This is a genomic window from Rothia sp. 27098_8_29, assembly GCF_041432785.1.
Classification (GTDB): Bacteria; Actinomycetota; Actinomycetes; order Actinomycetales; family Micrococcaceae; genus Rothia; species Rothia mucilaginosa.
In genome coordinates, this window is sequence record NZ_JAPWAI010000009.1 from 1 (window position 1) to 17,810 (window position 17,810).

Annotated in this window: 17 protein-coding genes; 13 read left to right on the top strand and 4 right to left on the bottom strand. The window is 59.5% G+C overall.

Translation table 11 applies throughout. The annotated features are described in order from the left end of the window. From O3649_RS08560 to O3649_RS08610, 11 genes are all read left to right on the top strand, one after another. A partial coding sequence (locus tag O3649_RS08560; RefSeq protein WP_371573781.1) for an acyltransferase family protein occupies positions 1 to 1,476 on the top strand: 1,476 nt, incomplete at its 5' end. 139 nt (positions 1,477 to 1,615) lie between these two features. Further along, complete coding sequence (locus tag O3649_RS08565; RefSeq protein ID WP_371573783.1) at positions 1,616 to 2,446, top strand: ABC transporter ATP-binding protein; 831 nt, start codon at positions 1,616 to 1,618, stop codon at positions 2,444 to 2,446. A 158-nt stretch (positions 2,447 to 2,604) separates the two neighbouring features. Continuing rightward, complete coding sequence (locus O3649_RS08570; protein WP_070819124.1) at positions 2,605 to 3,417, top strand: SGNH/GDSL hydrolase family protein; 813 nt, start codon at positions 2,605 to 2,607, stop codon at positions 3,415 to 3,417. Positions 3,418 to 4,242: 825 nt separating this feature from the next. After that, complete coding sequence (rpmB, locus tag O3649_RS08575) at positions 4,243 to 4,479, top strand: 50S ribosomal protein L28 (protein ID WP_004005966.1); 237 nt, start codon at positions 4,243 to 4,245, stop codon at positions 4,477 to 4,479. A 3-nt stretch (positions 4,480 to 4,482) separates the two neighbouring features. Next, entirely contained in the window at positions 4,483 to 4,653 is a 171-nt protein-coding gene (gene rpmG / locus O3649_RS08580) for a 50S ribosomal protein L33 (RefSeq protein ID WP_004005967.1), read from the top strand. 2 nt (positions 4,654 to 4,655) lie between these two features. Further along, positions 4,656 to 4,961, top strand: coding sequence for a 30S ribosomal protein S14 (rpsN, locus tag O3649_RS08585; protein WP_005506731.1), 306 nt, complete (start codon positions 4,656 to 4,658; stop codon positions 4,959 to 4,961). 92 nt (positions 4,962 to 5,053) lie between these two features. Continuing rightward, on the top strand, positions 5,054 to 5,341 hold the full coding sequence (locus O3649_RS08590) for an HU family DNA-binding protein (RefSeq protein WP_005506733.1): 288 nt from the start codon (positions 5,054 to 5,056) through the stop codon (positions 5,339 to 5,341). A 499-nt stretch (positions 5,342 to 5,840) separates the two neighbouring features. Continuing rightward, complete coding sequence (locus O3649_RS08595; protein ID WP_294633220.1) at positions 5,841 to 6,626, top strand: hypothetical protein; 786 nt, start codon at positions 5,841 to 5,843, stop codon at positions 6,624 to 6,626. 214 nt (positions 6,627 to 6,840) lie between these two features. After that, a complete protein-coding gene (locus tag O3649_RS08600) occupies positions 6,841 to 7,539 on the top strand; it encodes a hypothetical protein (RefSeq protein WP_371573786.1) in 699 nt (232 codons plus the stop codon). Between the two features lie 302 nt (positions 7,540 to 7,841). After that, a complete protein-coding gene (locus O3649_RS08605; RefSeq protein ID WP_371573788.1) occupies positions 7,842 to 8,567 on the top strand; it encodes a preprotein translocase subunit SecD in 726 nt (241 codons plus the stop codon). Between the two features lie 276 nt (positions 8,568 to 8,843). Beyond that, complete coding sequence (locus O3649_RS08610; RefSeq protein ID WP_371573790.1) at positions 8,844 to 9,596, top strand: preprotein translocase subunit SecD; 753 nt, start codon at positions 8,844 to 8,846, stop codon at positions 9,594 to 9,596. A 123-nt stretch (positions 9,597 to 9,719) separates the two neighbouring features. On the opposite strand, the gene O3649_RS08615 is transcribed toward O3649_RS08610, so the two are convergent. Then, the gene (locus O3649_RS08615; protein WP_200963341.1) at positions 9,720 to 10,958 is read right to left on the bottom strand and encodes an alpha-hydroxy acid oxidase; all 1,239 of its coding nucleotides are present in this window, start codon (positions 10,956 to 10,958) and stop codon (positions 9,720 to 9,722) included. Positions 10,959 to 11,372: 414 nt separating this feature from the next. Between O3649_RS08615 and O3649_RS08620 the strand changes: the two genes are divergently transcribed. After that, positions 11,373 to 13,343, top strand: coding sequence for an NHL domain-containing thioredoxin family protein (locus tag O3649_RS08620; protein WP_371573792.1), 1,971 nt, complete (start codon positions 11,373 to 11,375; stop codon positions 13,341 to 13,343). Between the two features lie 387 nt (positions 13,344 to 13,730). On the opposite strand, the gene O3649_RS08625 is transcribed toward O3649_RS08620, so the two are convergent. Further along, positions 13,731 to 14,708, bottom strand: coding sequence for a hypothetical protein (locus O3649_RS08625; RefSeq protein WP_314067721.1), 978 nt, complete (start codon positions 14,706 to 14,708; stop codon positions 13,731 to 13,733). 63 nt (positions 14,709 to 14,771) lie between these two features. On the opposite strand from O3649_RS08625, the gene O3649_RS08630 reads away from it, so the two are divergent. Further along, positions 14,772 to 15,473 (top strand): hypothetical protein, encoded by a 702-nt coding sequence (locus tag O3649_RS08630; protein ID WP_070628959.1) that lies wholly within the window; start codon positions 14,772 to 14,774, stop codon positions 15,471 to 15,473. Positions 15,474 to 15,597: 124 nt separating this feature from the next. Here O3649_RS08630 and O3649_RS08635 read toward each other — a convergent pair whose 3' ends face one another. Together O3649_RS08635 and O3649_RS08640 are read right to left on the bottom strand one after the other, a co-directional pair. Beyond that, positions 15,598 to 16,263 carry a class I SAM-dependent methyltransferase gene (locus O3649_RS08635; protein WP_371573794.1) on the bottom strand — a complete coding sequence of 222 codons (666 nt, stop codon included), beginning with the start codon at positions 16,261 to 16,263 and terminating at the stop codon, positions 15,598 to 15,600. Positions 16,264 to 16,453: 190 nt separating this feature from the next. Further along, positions 16,454 to 17,566: a MauE/DoxX family redox-associated membrane protein gene (locus O3649_RS08640; RefSeq protein WP_070628961.1), complete on the bottom strand. Its 1,113-nt coding sequence runs from the start codon at positions 17,564 to 17,566 to the stop codon at positions 16,454 to 16,456. Positions 17,567 to 17,810 lie beyond the last annotated feature (244 nt).

Consider the following 17,810-nt stretch of genomic DNA (forward strand, 5'->3'; position numbering starts at 1 on the left):
CGCCTGTGGGAATTTGCCATCGGCACCCTGCTGGCAATGCTCACCCTCAAGTGGAAGGCACCCGAGAAGGCTCGAGTAATTATGGGCTGGGTCGGTATTATCGGCCTGGTCACCTGCGGCGCAATCCTGCCCGTGGAACGAGCATTCCCCGGCTACCTGGCACTCTGGCCCGTGATCTCTGGCGCGCTCGTCATCATGGCAGGCCGCACCAACAGCCGCTGGGGCATCGACCGACTGCTGGTCTCCGCACCCCTGCAGAACCTCGGCAACATCTCCTACGCCCTGTACCTGGTGCACTGGCCCATCCTCATTCTCTACAGCAGCGCCGTCGGTACCTCCCGCGTGAACTTCATCGAAGGCGCTGTCATCATCCTTGCCTCCATCGGCTTGGCATGGCTGCTCATCCGCTTCGTCGAAAAGCCGCTGCGCTACCGTAAGGACCCCTTCGTACCTTGGCTCATGATGAAGATGCGCTTCAAGACCGTCTTCTCGGTCAAGACCTGGGCAGACCAGCTCGCCTTCATCCTCGCGATCTTCCTGGTCGCCGGCGTACCCCTGGTAGCCGCACAGACCTGGATCGGCTACCGCAACACCCAGTCCGAGCAGAACGCCGAACTGCAGGTACAGACCGCCAGCGAAAACTACCCCGGCGCCCGCGCTATCGGCGGCGCCCAGCAGGGACTCATTGACAACCCCATCCCCTCCGGCGGTGACGTCAAAACCCAGTTCGACGGACTGAGTGACCCCTGCGTTGGCGGCTTCGCGCCCTCCGACCCGGCACTCGCCAAGTACTGCAGCCTGCAGAAGTACGGCCCCGAGGACGCACCGCTGACCATGGTCATCGGTAACTCCCACGCCGAACAGGCGCTGAGCATCTTCAAGCCCATCGCAGAACAGACCAAAACCAACCTGCAGACCTACCTGCTCGGTGGCTGCCAGTACCCGGTCCGCGCCGTCAACGCCAGCAACGAATGCTCGGAATTCAACACCAAGATGACCGAGGAAATTCTCAAGCGTAAGCCGCAGACCGTGGTGCTCATCGCCACTGTTGCCCAGGCACGATCGAACGACGAACGAGTCGACCCGAGCCTCGACGAGACGGTCCGCCGCCTCACCGAGGCAGGAGTCCAGGTCATCGGCCTGCGCGATAACCCGCGCTTCGAGTACAACATCTACGAATGCGCTCAGAAGGCCGGTGCCGACAAGAGCTCCTGCGCACGACCCGCAAGCGACAAGTACGCTGCCGAAAACCCTGCAAAGGAAATCTTCGACAAGTACCGCAACCAGGGTGCCGTCATGGTGGACCTGAAGGACGTGTACTGCCCGGACGGCATGTGCAGCCCCGTGGTTGGAAACATCTACGTCTACATCGACGACAACCATGTCTCCAAGACCTACAGCCGCACCATGGCTCAGGAAGTCTTCCAGCGTGCAGCGGAAGGCGGCTGGCTCGTGAGCGGAAAAGTGAACCTTTAAAGGTCGCCAATATAGCGAATCCCCCGTGCTGTTCTACAGAAGTATGAACAGTGCGGGGGATTCGCTATTTTCTGACCCGAAATTAGGATAGGCTAAGTTAGGAGGCTTCTGGGAAAAGCCTTAGAGAAGAAAGGACGCCATGAAAGAAATCACCGAACGCACCCTCAAAGTTGAGAACGTCAGCCTCGGCTACGGCGAAACCACCATCGTCAAAGACCTCTCCCTCGAATTCCCCAAGGGCAAAATCACCGCCATCATCGGCCCCAACGGCTGCGGTAAATCCACCCTGCTACGCGGTGTCTCCCGACTACTCAAGCCGCTCAACGGCGACTTCACCCTCGACGGCAAACCCACCCACGAATACTCCATGAAAGGCTTCGCCCGCATGGTTGGGCTCATGCCCCAGCATCCCATCGCCCCCGAAGGAATTACCGTAGCCGACCTCGTCTCCCGAGGACGCTACCCCTACCAGGGACTCTTCAAACGCAATAGCGCCGAAGATGATGAGGCGGTCGCCTGGGCACTAGAAGCCACCGACACCATGTCCCTCGCCGAACGACAGGTCACCGAACTCTCTGGCGGCCAACGTCAGCGTGTCTGGATTGCCATGGCGCTCGCCCAGGAAACCGACATCCTACTGCTGGACGAGCCAACCACCTACCTCGACCTGGCACATCAGGTGGAGCTACTCGACCTACTCTCGGACCTCAACGAACAGCGCGGCACCACCATGATCATGGTGCTGCACGAACTGAACCTCGCCGCTCGAGTCGCCGACTATCTCGTCGCTATGAAGGACGGCTCCATCGTCTCCCAAGGCGAAGCACACGAAGTGCTCACCCGCGAGAACCTGCACACCATCTTTAGCCTGAAGGCCGAGGTTGCGGACCCGTTTAACGACGGCAGTGTGGTGGTGGTACCCCATCCGCGGAGGGCATCCGCAGCTACCGGGTCAGCTGTCGCATCCTAAGAAACCCCCGCTCATATCTGATAATGCGCCCATAACAGTGGGATACTGGAAAACAGGACGCACCGAAAGCTAAGCGAAGAAGCCGGTACACCGCGCGGGTGTGCCGGCTTCTTCCATAGAAGGGTCATTCTCTACAGAGGCCCGGAAAGAAGAACACAATGACGACCCCGCTCCTAGACTCCAACGGCAAGCTCAACGGTGAATCAGTACGCTACGTGGCAATCGGTGACTCCTTCACCGAAGGTGTGGGCGACGTTGACCGCCGCCGCCCCAACAACCTACGAGGCTGGGCAGACCGCGTTGCCGAAGGCCTCGGTGCAGTAGACCCGCAGGCGCAGTACGCAAACCTCGCTATCCGCGGCCGCCTGCTCATTCCCATTCTTGAAGAGCAGCTGCCGGCAGCCCTGGCGCTGAAGCCCAACCTGGTCACCTTCTACGGCGGCGGCAACGACATCATGCGACCCAACGTGGATATTGACCAGCTCATGACCCACGTAGACGAAGCCTTCGCCACCCTGCGCGGCGAAGGAATCGAAGTGCTTACCGTAACCGGCCTGGATGTACAGGGGCAGGGCCCCTTCGCCCGTACCCGCGGCCGTACCGCCACCTATAACGAGCTACTGCGCGGTATCGCTGAGGACCACGGCGTGCACATTATCGACTACTGGCGCTGGAATGACTTCCTTGATTGGCGTCTGTGGGCTGATGATCGCCTGCACATGAACGACCTCGGCCACGAACGCTTCGCATCCCGCGTGCTGGCGCAGCTCGGCCTGCCCGGTGTGGTCACCGAGTCGGTACTGCCCCCGGAGGTGCAGCTGACCGCTCGCGAGAAGGTTGAGCAGGAGGCACGCTGGGTCCGCGAGTTTGCCCTGCCGTGGATTGGCCGCCGCCTGAAGGGTACGAGCTCCGGGGACGGTGTGAGCCCCAAGTACCCGGAGTGGGTCCCCGCGGCAAGCCTTAAAAACTAACGCCCTTAAGAACTAATGCTGAGGGGGCTCACGATACGGCGTAAAACTGTATGCCGGGGGAGCGCCCCGTGCTGTGTCTGTACCGTATTTGTGCCCGCATCTACGCCGTAACTGGAACGGTAAATCCGCCGTTACCCGTACCGTTGGAACCCTTAAACCGCCCTTTAAAACCGGGGCGGAAGCGTTAAAACGAGAGTTAAAAGCTCTTTAAACGCGTGTTTAAGCCTGTTTAACAGCCCTGCGCACACCGCAAGAATCGGTGGTACGGGGCTGTTTAAGGCTTAAATCCGGCTTAAGCTGTTAATCTCACAACATGAATTTCACCGGTGTAATTTATCCCCGGTCACATAGAGAACATCCGTTCTTAAAAAGGCGCATTAACGCCTGACTAGGGGCGTTAATGAATCCCTTAAAAACATCTGGACTTGCAAAAACACCCATTTTTGGTAGAATGGATAGGTATGTTTGCCGCTCGAAGGCAGGCGTGCATCCGCGAATCGAGCGCTTCGCTTAAACGAGGCGCAATCGGCTCAGAACACCGAGATTCCGCGGATTTTTAAGGCAAAATCCGGCGTGCAGGCTTGCGCGAACCCCCGTATTTACCTAGAATTTAACGCTGTTCGTAGTGGTGGAAACGCCTCTCGACACTGATAAGCTTCACCGTTTTTCCCGCGGCGGGGATCGATGCGTGGCCTCTCACCCACGTGACGATCTCAAACACTCTAGCCCGGCGAATAACCCGGTGCTTCTACATTGGTGGCGGGACGCTTACGAGTAACATCGACTGCGTACCGTCATAAAAGTCAATCAATAAAGGAGTGAAACATGGCAGCAGTCTGCCAGGTGACCGGAGCTGTTCCCGGCTTTGGACACAGCATTTCGCACTCGCATCGCCGCAACAAGCGTCGATTCGACCCGAACGTTCAGAAGAAGACCTACTGGGTTCCTTCGCTGCGTCGTAAGGTAACCCTGAACGTGTCCGCTAAGGGCATCAAGGTTATCGATGCTCGTGGCATCGATGCCGTTGTTGCAGAAATCATCGCACGCGGGGAGAAGATCTAGTAAATGGCATCCAAGGCTAAGGACCTCCGTCCTATCATCAAGCTCAAGTCCACTGCTGGCACCGGTTACACCTACGTGACCCGTAAGAACCGCCGCAACAACCCCGACCGCATGGTGCTGAAGAAGTACGACCCCGTCGTCCGCAAGCACGTTGACTTCCGAGAGGAGCGCTAAGAATGGCTAAGAAGTCCAAGATCGCTCGCAACGAGCAGCGCAAGGTCATCGTCGCTCGCTACAACGAGAAGCGTATCGCGCTGAAGAAGACCCTGATCGACGAGAACGCTACCCCCGAGGAGCGCGAAGCAGCACGCGTGGCACTGCAGAAGCTGCCCCGCAACGCTTCCCCCGTTCGCGTGCGTAACCGCGACCAGATCGACGGCCGCCCCCGCGGTACCTTCCAGAAGTTCGGTATCTCCCGCGTGCGCTTCCGCGAGATGGCACACCGTGGCGAGCTGCCCGGTATCACCAAGTCCAGCTGGTAAATCTGGTATTTTAGTTCCTAAACGGTTTTCCGTCGTCACCGACGGTCACTCGCTTTAGACTCAAACCTTAAGTCTCTGGAAGGGGCACCCTAATGGCTAAGAACCGTACCGAACTCGTTGCAGAGGTTGCAGAGAAGTCTGGCAAGAGCCAGGCAACCGTGAATGCAGTCCTCGACGCAGTGTTCCAGGTTTTCGAGTCTTCCGTCTCCAAGGGCGAGAAGATCACCATCCCCGGTTGGATGGCAATCGAGCGCACCGACCGTGCAGCTCGTACCGGCCGTAACCCGCAGACCGGCGAAACCATCCAGATTCCCGCCGGTCACGGCGTGAAGCTGACCGCAGGCTCCAAGCTGAAGGCAGCAGTCGCTAAGAAGAAGTAATTCTTGAGACTTTGAATCTGATAAAAGACCCCCACCCTCACGGTGGGGGTCTTTTGTTATGCCAATTTGTTGTGTCTAGAGACAGGGGAGGGGGAACGGTAGGAAGTAGAAGAAACATGTGGAGGGGTGAGAAGTGGGTATTCAAGACCCTAACCCTATACTCGAGCCATAAAACACAGAAAGTGGCCCGTTTTCACAGAGGAAGCTATGATGGGCTACAGAAAAATAAAGAAAATTTATTCATTTGAGCATAAAGCTATGCATGAGCTGAGCGAAAAATCGGGATTATCAAACCCGCTGAGAAAAATACTTATACATCGCCGTGCGAACACAGCTTAAACACAGCAAACTAAAGCTCAATCTTAGACTCACACCCTAAGCTGGAGTCACCGGCGAAGGAAAAGCCACACACCATACACAACGGCCCCATCCAACCGGAAAATCAACCATACAAACCCCGGACGATTGACCCTCCGGGACGCACAAGGAGAACCACCTCATGGCACGCCCCGCCCAGAACACTTCCGCACAGACCACCAACCGTCGCTTCCGCACTGGCGCGGCAGCACTGTCACTGGCAACAATCGCAGCACTCGGCCTGAGCGCCTGCGGTGCGCAGAACACCTCCGCTTCCGCCCCGGCACCCACCGCAACCGCAACCGCCAAGGCATCCTCCACCGCCGACGCGGCAGTTAATGCGGGCAACGGCAAGGTCACCGTCAAGGCAAGCGACGCAGCCTCCCCGAGTGCCACCGCAAGCAGCTCCCAGGGCACCGTAACCGTCACCGAAGGCGGCGTGACCGTCAACGGCGCCAACGGTACCGGCGTGACTGCAGACGCTAGCGGCAACGCAACCGTCAACGGCGGCTCTGCATCGAACAACTCCGGTTCCTCCGCAAAGGTCGACGAGAAGGCAGGCGAGACCTCCGCCAAGAGCGGCTCGAATGGCTCCGTGACCGTCGATAGTGGAACCGTCAGCGCAGCCAACGGCTACACCCTCATCGAAATCAAGGCCGACGGCGGCTGGTCCTACCACGCACCCAACGGCGACATCATTGAGGTACGAGCTGACGGCTCCTGGGAGCGCGTTGGCGATGGAGGCGTCGTTGAGGTCGATGCTGACGGCTCCTGGGAACAGACCAGTGAGAACGGCGTCATTGAAGTAGAAGCTAACGGCACCTGGGAACAGACCGGCGGCAGCGGCACCATTAAGGTACCGACCGTTCCCGCCAAGCCCGCTGGCGCTACTGTTAACCCCGTCAAGCCCGCCACTCCCCGCCGCTAAACAACAGATTGATACTCCCGGCGAAAACGTGGGCTATCCCACTCGCTAGAATGCGGAAGAACGCCCACGCACCCGGATAATCATGCCCAAACTCGATAGAATTAACGCGGTTGGTTACACCGATAATCGTTATGGAATCCCACAAGGATCCTGCGCACGACGCGAGTACGTCGTCAACTAGCCGCACCATACTCAACAACCACAAGGAGAAACAATGGCTATCGCCCCCGCAATGAAGAAGACCACCGCGGTTCTGTCCATCGCTTTCGTAGGCGCACTGGGCCTGAGCGCATGCGGCTCCCAGTCCTCTTCCACCACCGCGACTGCATCCGCATCCGCTTCGGCAAGCGCATCGGCTAAGGCATCCTCTGCAGCTGCAACCACCTCGGCAGCTTCTGCTTCCGCTACTGCAGACGTGAAGGTTGACAAGGACGGCAACGTCACTGTCAAGGCTAACGACGGCGAAGGCAACTCCGCAGACGTGAAGGTCGGTGCAGACGGCAAGGCATCCGTAGACGCTAAGGAATCCGAGGGCAACTCCTCCAAGGTAGAGTCCGACGAAAAGGGCACCAAGGTTGAGTCCAAGGACTCCGAGGGTAACTCCTCTTCCACCGTTGAGGGCGACGTTATCGTTTCCGAGGATGGCGGCTGGGCCGTTCAGGGTGACGAAGGTCAGGTAGCTGTACAGGCTGACGGCTCCTGGAGCCGCCAGGACGCAAACGGCCAGGTCGCAGTCAAGGCTGACGGCTCCTGGAGCATCCAGGCTAACAGCGGCCTGCAGGCAACCGTGGACGCATCCGGTGAAGTAACCTCCATCGTTGGCGGCGAGAAGGCAGACCTGAAGGCTCCGAAGGTTCCCGCAAAGCCCGCACAGGCTAAGATCACCCCCGTCAAGCCCGCACAGCCCAAGTAAGCTGTAAAGAGCTAACAGCGGCTTGTGACGCTACCAGAGCGTAACAGCCCCTTGACCTATAAGACGCCCCGTGCGCATCCGAACGTGATGCGTGCGGGGCGTTTTTGTGTTCTAGGGAGCTTGAACACAAAGGGCTGTGAGAGTAGCGGGGGAGGGGGTCCACCGGCGCGCGGCAACCCAGGGAGTTTTCAGGTCGCGGTGCTAGCATGAGGGCGTACACCGGGGACATACCCGCCTGTACCCCAACCACACTACGCACTGCGCCGTTGCAGAGCGACGCATGACGGAAAGAGAAATCTGCCGTGAAGAAGTCTATTGCTGTTCTGTCCCTGAGCCTCGCCGCAACTTTCGGCCTTGCAGCCTGCGGCGGCAACTCCGGCGGATCCACCTCCAGCCCCTCCGCATCGGCAGGTGCGTCTGCTTCTGCAACTGCCTCCGCCGTGGCAACCAGCGCAAGCACCACCTCCGCCGCAGCTGAAACCACCAAGGCAGAAACCAAGACCACCCAGGGCACCATCAGCGCCCCCAGCGCTCTGCCCAGCGAAGCAAGCGAAGCACTTAAGAAGAGCGAGGAATCCAACCAGCAGGCAACCTCCGCACTGTACCGCGCCAGCAAGGAATCCCTGAACGAGTTCAAGGAAGATTCCAGCGTCAAGAAGGCACAGACCAGCGACGGCACCGTCTACTACAACGATGAAGTCGCTACATTCGAATCCAAGGACGGCGCTATTGTCATCATCAAAAATACCGGTGCGTGGAGTAGCTTTGACTCCAACCGTGGAACCATCGTCGTGGATGAGGACGGCTCCTGGATCAAGACCAACCCCGAGGACAGCCTCTACACCGCCGTTAGGGCAGATGGCGCCGCTGCCGTGCTGAACACTAAGACCTTAGAGCAGGCGACCGACCTCTCCACCATCGATATCCCGAAGGCCCCTGGCCCCGTCGACGGCTTCCGCGGCACCGCTAAGACCCCGGCCAAGCCCACCAAGGTTGCTGACTTTTCTGAGATTACAGGCCTCAAGTAAAAACGAGCTCCTGCCCCCTGGGCCGAATAGCCTGACAGAACAGGGACACCAACGCCCCGTGCGCATCCGACCGTGATGCGTGCGGGGCGTTTTGCGTCTTCAAGCTACGCTGAGAAGACCCGCGAAAAGCGGGGGGGGGGAAGCACCGCAACATCTCAGGGAGCTTTCAGGTCACGGTGCTAGCATGGAGGCGTACTCCGGGCACACTGGAGTACAGGTCAACCACACCACGCACTGCGCCGTCGCAGAGCGGCGCATACAGAAAAGAGAAATTCAGTGAAGAAGTCAATTGCTGTACTGTCCCTGACCATTGCCGGTGCCCTCGGCCTCGTAGCCTGCGGCGGTAACTCCGGCACCAACTCCAATTCCTCCGCATCGGCAAGCGCGTCCGCTTCTGCAACCGCTTCCGCAACTGCCTCGGCACCCGCAAGCACCTCCGCAGCAGCAACCAGCAAGAGCACCACCTCCGCAGCAACTGAAACCACCAAGGCAGAAACCAAGACCACCCAGGGCACCATCAGCACCCCCAGCGGTCTGCCCAGCGAAGCAACCGAAGCGCTCAAGAAGGGCCAGGAATCCGCCGATCAGGCAGCCTCCGCAGGCTACACCGCCAGCAAGAAAGCCCTGGAGCAGCTCAAGAACGAGGCTGGTGTGAAGAAGGCGCAGACCAGCGACGGCACCGTCTACTACACCGATAAACTCGCTGCATTCGAATCCAAGGACGGCGCTATCGTCAGCATCCAGAATAACGGTGTGTGGACCAGCATGGACTCCAACGGCACAACCATCGTCGTGAAAGAGGACGGCTCCTGGATCAAGACCAACCCCAAGGACAACCTCTACACCGTCGTCAATGCAGACGGCACCGCATCCGTGCTGAACACCAAGACCTTCGAGCAGGCGACCGACGTCTCCACCATCGAAACTCCGAAGGCCCCCGGCCGCATCGACGGCTTCAGTGGCACCGCTAAGACCCCGGTCAAGCCCACCAAGATTGGTGACCTCTCCGAGGTCGCAGGCGCCAAGTAAAAACTAGCTCCTGCCCACTGGGCAGAACAGCCCACCACACTAGGGATACCAACGCCCCGCGCGCATCTATACGTGATGCGTGCGGGGCGTCTTTAATTATTTCTCACTCGGGGATGGAGAGGTTTAAATCTTCGGAATGGGTTGCAGGCGGCGCAATTGCGTCACATGCTTGGGTTCGAGTTCCTCAACGCAACTGACCTGTAGCAGGCGCATTGTGCGGCGCACCTCTTCCGAGAGGATCTCAATCGTGCGATCCACACCGCGGCGGCCACCCGCCATGAGTCCGTATAGGTAGGCGCGGCCAATCAGCGTGAACTTGGCGCCCAAGGCCAGCGAGGCCACCACATCCGCGCCGTTCATAATGCCGGTATCCACCATAACTTCGGTGTCCTTGCCGACCTCGCGAACCACTTCCGGGAGCAGGTGGAAGGGAACCGGAGCGCGGTCCAACTGGCGGCCGCCGTGGTTCGACAGTAGGATGCCGTCCACGCCTAAATCAGCCAGCTTCTTGGAATCCTCCACGTTTTGCACGCCCTTAATGACAATCTTGCCGGGCCACAACTCACGGATTTCCTTAAGATCCTCGTAATTGATGGACGGATCCATGGCAGCGTCCAGCAATTCGCCCACCGTGCCGCCTGTCGAGGAGAGTGAAGCGAACTCCAATTTGGGCGTGGTGAGGAAGTCATACCACCACCACGGGCGCGGAATCGCGTTCGCCACTGTCTTCAGCGAAAGCTGGGGCGGAATGGAAAAGCCGTTGCGCTTATCGCGCAGGCGCGCCCCCGCAATGGGCGTATCCACGGTGAAGAAGAGCGTATCGTAGCCGGCCTTTGCGGCACGCTCGACCAGGCCGTAGGAAATCTCACGCTGACGCATCACGTACAGCTGGAACCACAGGCGGCCATTTGGGTTGACTCGGCGCACATCCTCAATGCTGGTTGTACCCAGGGTTGAGAGGGTGAAGGGGATGCCCGCTGCCCCCGCCGCGCCGGATCCGGCAATCTCGCCCTCGGTCTGCATGAGGCGTGTGAAGCCCGTGGGGGCGATACCGAAGGGTAGAGCGGAGGTACCGCCCAGTACCTGCGTGGTGGTGTCTACGGTGGAAACATCCGTCAGGATGCCCGGGTGGAACTCGACATCCTCGAAGGCCTGGCGGGCGCGGGCCATTGACAGTTCACCTTCCGCGGCGCCGTCCGTGTAGTCGAAAGCGGCGGCGGGTGTGCGGCGCTTTGCGATGCGGCGCAAATCGTAGATGGTCAGTGCGCTCTGTAGGCGGTTACCTGCAAAATCGAGGCTGGGCTTCTTGAATTGCATAAACTCAAGTAGTTCGCTGGGCTTGGGGAGCTGACGTTGCACCATGGGAGGCCTTTCTCTTGGGGGCGCCGCCTGTAGGGCGGGCCTTGAGTGGGGGCGGGGTCATCGGCGAGTCCCGCAGAATGGTGTGCGAAAAACCGCACCCTCCCAGTCTAAAAATTAAGGATTGAGTTAATCAATAGTTAGGTAAGGCTTAACTTATTAAGTTAAATATTTTGGGGGTGCCCCGGCGTATCGGTACCGGAGGGCATGGCGAATGAATGAGATGCAATGATTTCCAAACCCGTGCATACCACTTTCGCACTCCTCAACTCACGCAAATATGACGTAATATGACGAGCCGTTACCTCCCGCGTTCACAATGCTCAACTCCCAGCGAACCACCCCCACCACGCTGGCATAATGGGGACAGCAAACCGACGCGCCCACACACGGCGCACCCAACAGGAGAGAGAACCCATGAGTGAGAACACCACCCGCAGCGTACGCGTGCGCGCCAGCGAACTCGAAGGCCGCGCCTGGCTCAACACCGGCGACAAGAACCTCACTCTGCAGGACCTTCGCGGCAAAATCGTTATTCTCGACTTCTGGACCCTCTGCTGCATCAACTGCCTGCACGTCCTCGACGAACTACGCCCTCTCGAAGAAGAATTCTCCGACGTGCTCGTCACCGTCGGCGTACACAGCCCCAAATTCGAACACGAAGCAGACCCCGTAGCGCTCGCCGCAGCCGTCGACCGCTACCACATCACCCACCCCGTACTTGACGACCCCGAACTGACCACCTGGCAGGCCTACACCGCCCGCGCATGGCCCACCCTCGTCGTCGTCGACCCCGAAGGCTACATCGTCGCCCACCTCTCCGGCGAAGGCCACGTGCAGGGCCTCACCTCCCTCGTACGCGAACTCGTCGCCGAGCACGAGGCGAAGGGCACCCTACACCGCGGTGACGGCCCCTACGTGCCCCGCCCCAAGGCAGCCGGCACCTACGCCTTCCCCGGCAAGGCCATCGAACTGCCCGCCGAATTCGGCCCCGCAAACCTCTTCGGCAACCGCGAACGCACCTACCTCGTCGCAGACACCGCACGCCACCGCATCCTGCAGGTAGCAGCCGACCTCAACACCGTCATCAACACCTACGGCGGCGGCAACGACCCCATCAACCACCCCGTCAAGGGCCACGTCGACGGCACCGGCACCGAAGCACGCTTCAACGAGCCCGCCGGCCTCGCCCTCGTACCCGAAAACCTGCGCGAACAGCTCGGCTACGACGTGCTCGTCGCCGACACCGTCAACCACCGCCTGCGCTCCCTCAACCTGAGCACCGGCGAAGTACGCACCCTCGCAGGCAACGGCGTGCAGCGCGTCATCGATGGCGACAACGCCATCACCGGCGACCCCAACCACATCCCCGCCGGTGTACCCGCCACCGAGATTGCGCTCTCCTCGCCCTGGGATGCCGTCTACTCCCGCGAAGCCGGCCAGTTCATCATCGCCATGGCAGGCACCCACCAGCTCTTCGGCTACGAACCCGTCACCGGCACCGTCAGCATCTTCGCAGGCTCCGGCGTCGAAGGCCTCGCCGACGGCCCTGCCGCCGACGCATGGTTCGCCCAGCCCTCCGGCATCATCGAAGCACGCGACGGTAGCCTCTGGGTCGCATGCTCCGAAACCAGCGGCCTGCGCCACATCACCTTCACCGAAGACGGCGTACAGGTCACCTCCGCCGTCGGCAAGGGCCTGTTCGACTTCGGCTTCGTCGACGGCGACTCCGACACCGCCCGCATGCAGCACCCCCTCGGCCTGACCGAACTGCCCGACGGATCTATCGCAGTCGCCGACACCTACAACGGCGCCATCCGCCGCTGGGACCCGGTTACCGGCACCCTCGGCACCCTCGAACGCGGCCTCGACGAACCCTCCGACCTGCTCGTCGAAGAAGCACTCGGCGAAGAACCGCGCCTCATCATCGTCGAAACCAACGCCCACCAGCTCGTACGCGCCTCCATCCCCGCCAAGGCACAGCACGTCGACGAAGGCGCCATCACCACCGCACGCCCCTCCACCAAGCTCACCGGCGGCACCCTCGAATTCACCTCACGATTCACCGTGCCCACCGGCCAGAAGCTCGACACCCGCTGGGGCGACCCCACCCAGCTGAAGATCTCATCCACCCCCGAGAACTTCATCCTGGAAGGCGCCGGCACCTCCACCGGACTGACCCGCACCCTCGTACTCAACCCCGAAATCACCGAGGCAGTCCTGCACATCACCGCTCGCGCCGCCGCCTGCGACGGCACCCCCGACGGTGACATCCCCGAGCACGCAGCATGCCACCTCTACCAGCAGGACTGGGGTATTCCCGTCGTCGTGACCGGTGACGAAGCAGACGAAAGCGAACTCGTCCTGGACCTTCGCGGTATCAACTAGGGATCTATAAAAGAATCAAGGGTCAGTATTATCCTCGCTCCTACAGGGGCACCCGTCCTCGCTTCGCTCGGACACCCTGATGTCGCTACGGATAATACTGACCCTTTTCTGCTGTGCCGCCCTGATACCGCTACGGATAGCGCCGGTTCCCTTTGTGCTTTTTAGGATTGTGGGACTCGAAAGGGCCGGGTCATCCTCGCTCCTACAGGGGCACCCGTCCTCGCTTCGCTTCGGACACCCTGATGTCGCTACGGATAACACCGGCCCTTTCTCAACCCGTATAAGCCACGAGCCAGTATGCTCTTCGCTCCTACAGGGAACCCGCCCTCGCTTCGCTCGGGCACCCTGATGTCGCGTTCAGAGCATACTGGCTCTCGTCGTTCGTCCTTAGAAGGAGAGGCGGACCGCCTTCGCATCCGCCTCCACCGACGCCTTCAACGTAAACGGAATCTCCTTCTGCACCTGCGAACGCTCACCCGTATACAAATCCAACTGAGTAAACGACACCTTCGCCGTACCCGACATCGGCTTCAACGACCACACACCCGCCGAACTCACACTCACCTGCGGATCCGCAACCTTCACCACAGACCACTTCACCTCAGAATCCACACGACCCGTAAACGCATACTCAAAAGGGCACCCACCCGGATAAAGAGTGCTCTGCTGCGTACACTTCTTCAAATGATCCTGCACCTGCTCCTTCACCGATGACAACGCATTATCACTCGGCTTCAACTCCATACGCACCGCATGATTCGCATCCTGCGCAGTCACCACCTCATTCACCTTCTGCGCCGTATAAACCGTCGAATCATACGACACCGCATACACACCCGGATAAAACACCGGGAACGACGCCGCACCATCATCCACCGCAACCTTACGGTTATTAATCGTCGCAGCCTCCACACCCTGAATATTCACCTTCACCGACGGCAAAGACGCCTCATCAATAGCCCACTTATCAAAAAAGCCCCAATGCGTGCCCGAACGGTGCAAACGAAAATCCGTATGCTGCTGCGAACCCTCCAACGTATAGGACGCACGCACCGTCGCATGCTCCCCATCCTCGCTGGTCTCCACCACCTCATACGACACCTCACCCAACGAAGACACCGAACGCCTCAAAGCATCCCCATCCAGCAAAGAGGCGTCACCCTCAGGAATCTGCGCACCCAACAAACCACGCGCATACGAACCATTACCCGTACGCAACGCATGAAAATACTCCCGCACCTGACCCGTCGGACCATACACCAGCTTATTCGTCATAACCAGCGCCGCAGCAGCCACAGAAACCGCCACCACAACACCGACCATCCACATTGCCAGAACCCGCTCCACGGGAGAAAAATTACGCATAGAACCAGAGTAACGCAGGTAGTCCGCTAGGTTTCACGCACCGCACACACTAAAGTTGTGTATATGGCAGAACGCGCTCACGAAGTCCCCGCCAAATACGGCGAAGTCAACGAACTATTCCACCCCCGCATGCGCTCCTACGGCAGGCGCATCGAAGCGGCACTCCCCGGCACCATCGTGCTCCTCGCCGCGCTCGCCTTCATCCTCTACAAGCGACCCGCCCTGCCGTACACCCTCCTCGTACTGCTCATCGGCACCATCGCAGGCGTAAACCTCTACTCAGTCCTCAAACCCACCATCATCGTCATCACCAAAACCCACGTGCTCCGCGCACGCACCTTCGGCTGGTTCGCCGTACCCCTCGAAAACATCGACCACACCATCTACGTCGAAAAGCTCTACCCCAAAAAAGCCTACGGCCAGAAACTCAAAACCGTCGCCGGCCGCCTACGCTACCGCAGCTTCCCCGCCATGTGGGCCGTCGACAAAGATGGCAAACAGCTCATGCGTATCGACGGCCGCGTCTGGGATGGCAAAACCATGCGAGAAGTCTCCTCCAAACTCTCCGCCCAAACCACCATCTACAAACAGATCAACGTGGTCAACATGGACAAAGAACACAAGGGACTCATCACCTTCAACGAACTGCACCCCGGCTGGCGCTCCAGCCTCATGACCGCACTCGCCGTCATCATCGTGGCAATCCTCTTCGCCGCATCCTTCTTGCCCGAAGAACTCGCCCGCACCATCTACCTCATTCACTAGACCCGGTAGAAACGCAGCCACATAAGACGCAGCAAAGGCCCGGCACCCACCCCACACGGGGCAGGCGCCGGGCCATTTGTATGCCTAACTCAAGACGTACTGCGCGCTAGCTTTCGACGCGAACCTAGCTCGCCGGGCGCGACAGCACCGCCACCAAAAACTCCGAAGAACCCTCAACAAACGGGTGCATCTGCCACGACGAATACGTGTTATCAACATTCAGACCAACCTCGCGGGCATCAGCGAGGAACTGCTCAAACGCATAATCACGGCCCGGACCCGAACCGTAACCCACGACAGCGCGGCCACCCGGCGCCAACACGCGACGGAAATTCTCAACCACCGGCTTACGAGTCGAACGAGCCAAGAAACCCATCACATTACCCGCACACACCAGCAGCTCAAAACCATTCTCCGCCGTAGCCTCACCCTCAATACCCAGTACCTCCGGCAGATCCACCAAATCGGCAGTAATCCACGTAGCATCCGGGCAGACGCGGCGCGCCTCCTCAATCAGCTCAGGATCAATATCCACACCCGTCACACGGTGACCCAACGCGTGCAGCTGCTTACCCACACGACCAGGACCCGAACCCGCATCAAGAATCTTAGCGCCACGAGAAGCCAACGCATTCACCAGACGAGACTCACCCGCCATATCATTACCCTCAGCCTCCATCGCCTTAAAACGGTCAATGTACCACTGAGAATGATTCGGGTTGCTCTCCTTACGGACCAACCACAGCGACTTCTCACGCTCAGCCGGAGCGTTGAAACTCATCATTGCCATAAAAACTCCTTAGACAGGGTTGAGGATGCGCCAACCGCCACCAGGCAAGGTGACCGCGGCATATAAGCGGTGTGTGCGCTACGTTCTAGCATAGCCCCACCCGGCACCTGCCGGTAAGGGCAGTAAGAGCTGGACGGGGCTATCGGAAGTGCTACAGAGGCGCTACAGGGGCTGGACGATAGGAGCGTGTTTAGAGGTGGTCGCCCTCAACATTCGACGGACCCGCTGCAAACGCCTTACGCATCTGCTCCTGACGCTCCTCCTCAGCCAGACGAGCAGCCTCAGCGAACTGCGCCTCAATATCGGCAAGCAGCGCCTCAACCTCTTCTTTACCAGCCACCGGGCCGCCAGCAATCAGACCATCAGCGCCCAAAACCACAGCCAACGGCACACCATTACCAAAATTCGCGCGCGCACCAGCCTCACGGTCAATCAACGGAGTCAAACCCTCCGGCAACGTACCCGCATTACGCGACGTCTGCAACGAATCCAGACTCGAATACACCGGATGCAACGCCACCTGCGGCAGACGCTCCTGCCACGAAGCCATCGTCTTCAAAAATTTCACACAACCAGCGCAGGTCGCCGACACAAACACCAGCACACGCGCCTGATTCTTAGCCAACGCACGCAAATTCGTGTGGCGACCATTCTCCAGATACAGCGCCGCATGCGGGATCGGCATGCGAACATATTGCTCTTCACCGTTCTCGTCATACACCGGCTCCGGCAAAATCACCTCAGCCTGCGGCTCCGGCTGCGCAAGAGCATCACCGCGGCGAACAGCCTCCAACGTCACAGCAATCAGCGCCGCACCAAAAACCCAAGTCCAGCCGCTATTATCCAGACCCAGCAGAGTCGACACAACACCCGTGCCACCCTTCAACGCGCTCGCATGCGCGCCAGCCGCCGCCAACAGCAGCGCAATATTACGGACCAGCGTATAACGGCTCACCGGCGCATTCGACTCAGAACCGAAACAATTACAACCCGCAGTACGACCCGTCGCCAGAGCGCGCGCAATCACCACCGTATAGAACAGCATCAGAATCAGCGCCAAACCCGAAGCAATCACCGCAGGCAAACGCACCGGCGACAGCAACAGAACGGCGGCTAGTGCGATTTCGAACCACGGCAAAATCAGCGACACCGCACGGGTCGGCGCGATCTTCTCCAAACCAAGATTCTGAATACCGGTCACGGTACTCTGCGGATCCTTAGCCTTAGCAATACCGCTAATCAACAAAGTCAACGCAACAAGTGCCGTACACAAAACAAGCGGCACAGTAGAGACGGTGAGCATAAAACTCCTAGAGTGAGTGTGCGAAAACAGGAGGCGACAGGGCAGTTTCTAGGCAGGACAAACCGCGCGACGTGCCGCCGTGTTATACACGATTTTACGCCCTGCACATGGGGAATTGTCCCTACGAGTTAAGCGGAAAGCGGTATGCGCCCTCGTTCCTGCAGGGGACCCGCCCTCGCAGAGCTCGGACACCCTGATGTCACTACGGGCGATACCGCTTTCCTTACGATTAGGCACGCTATGC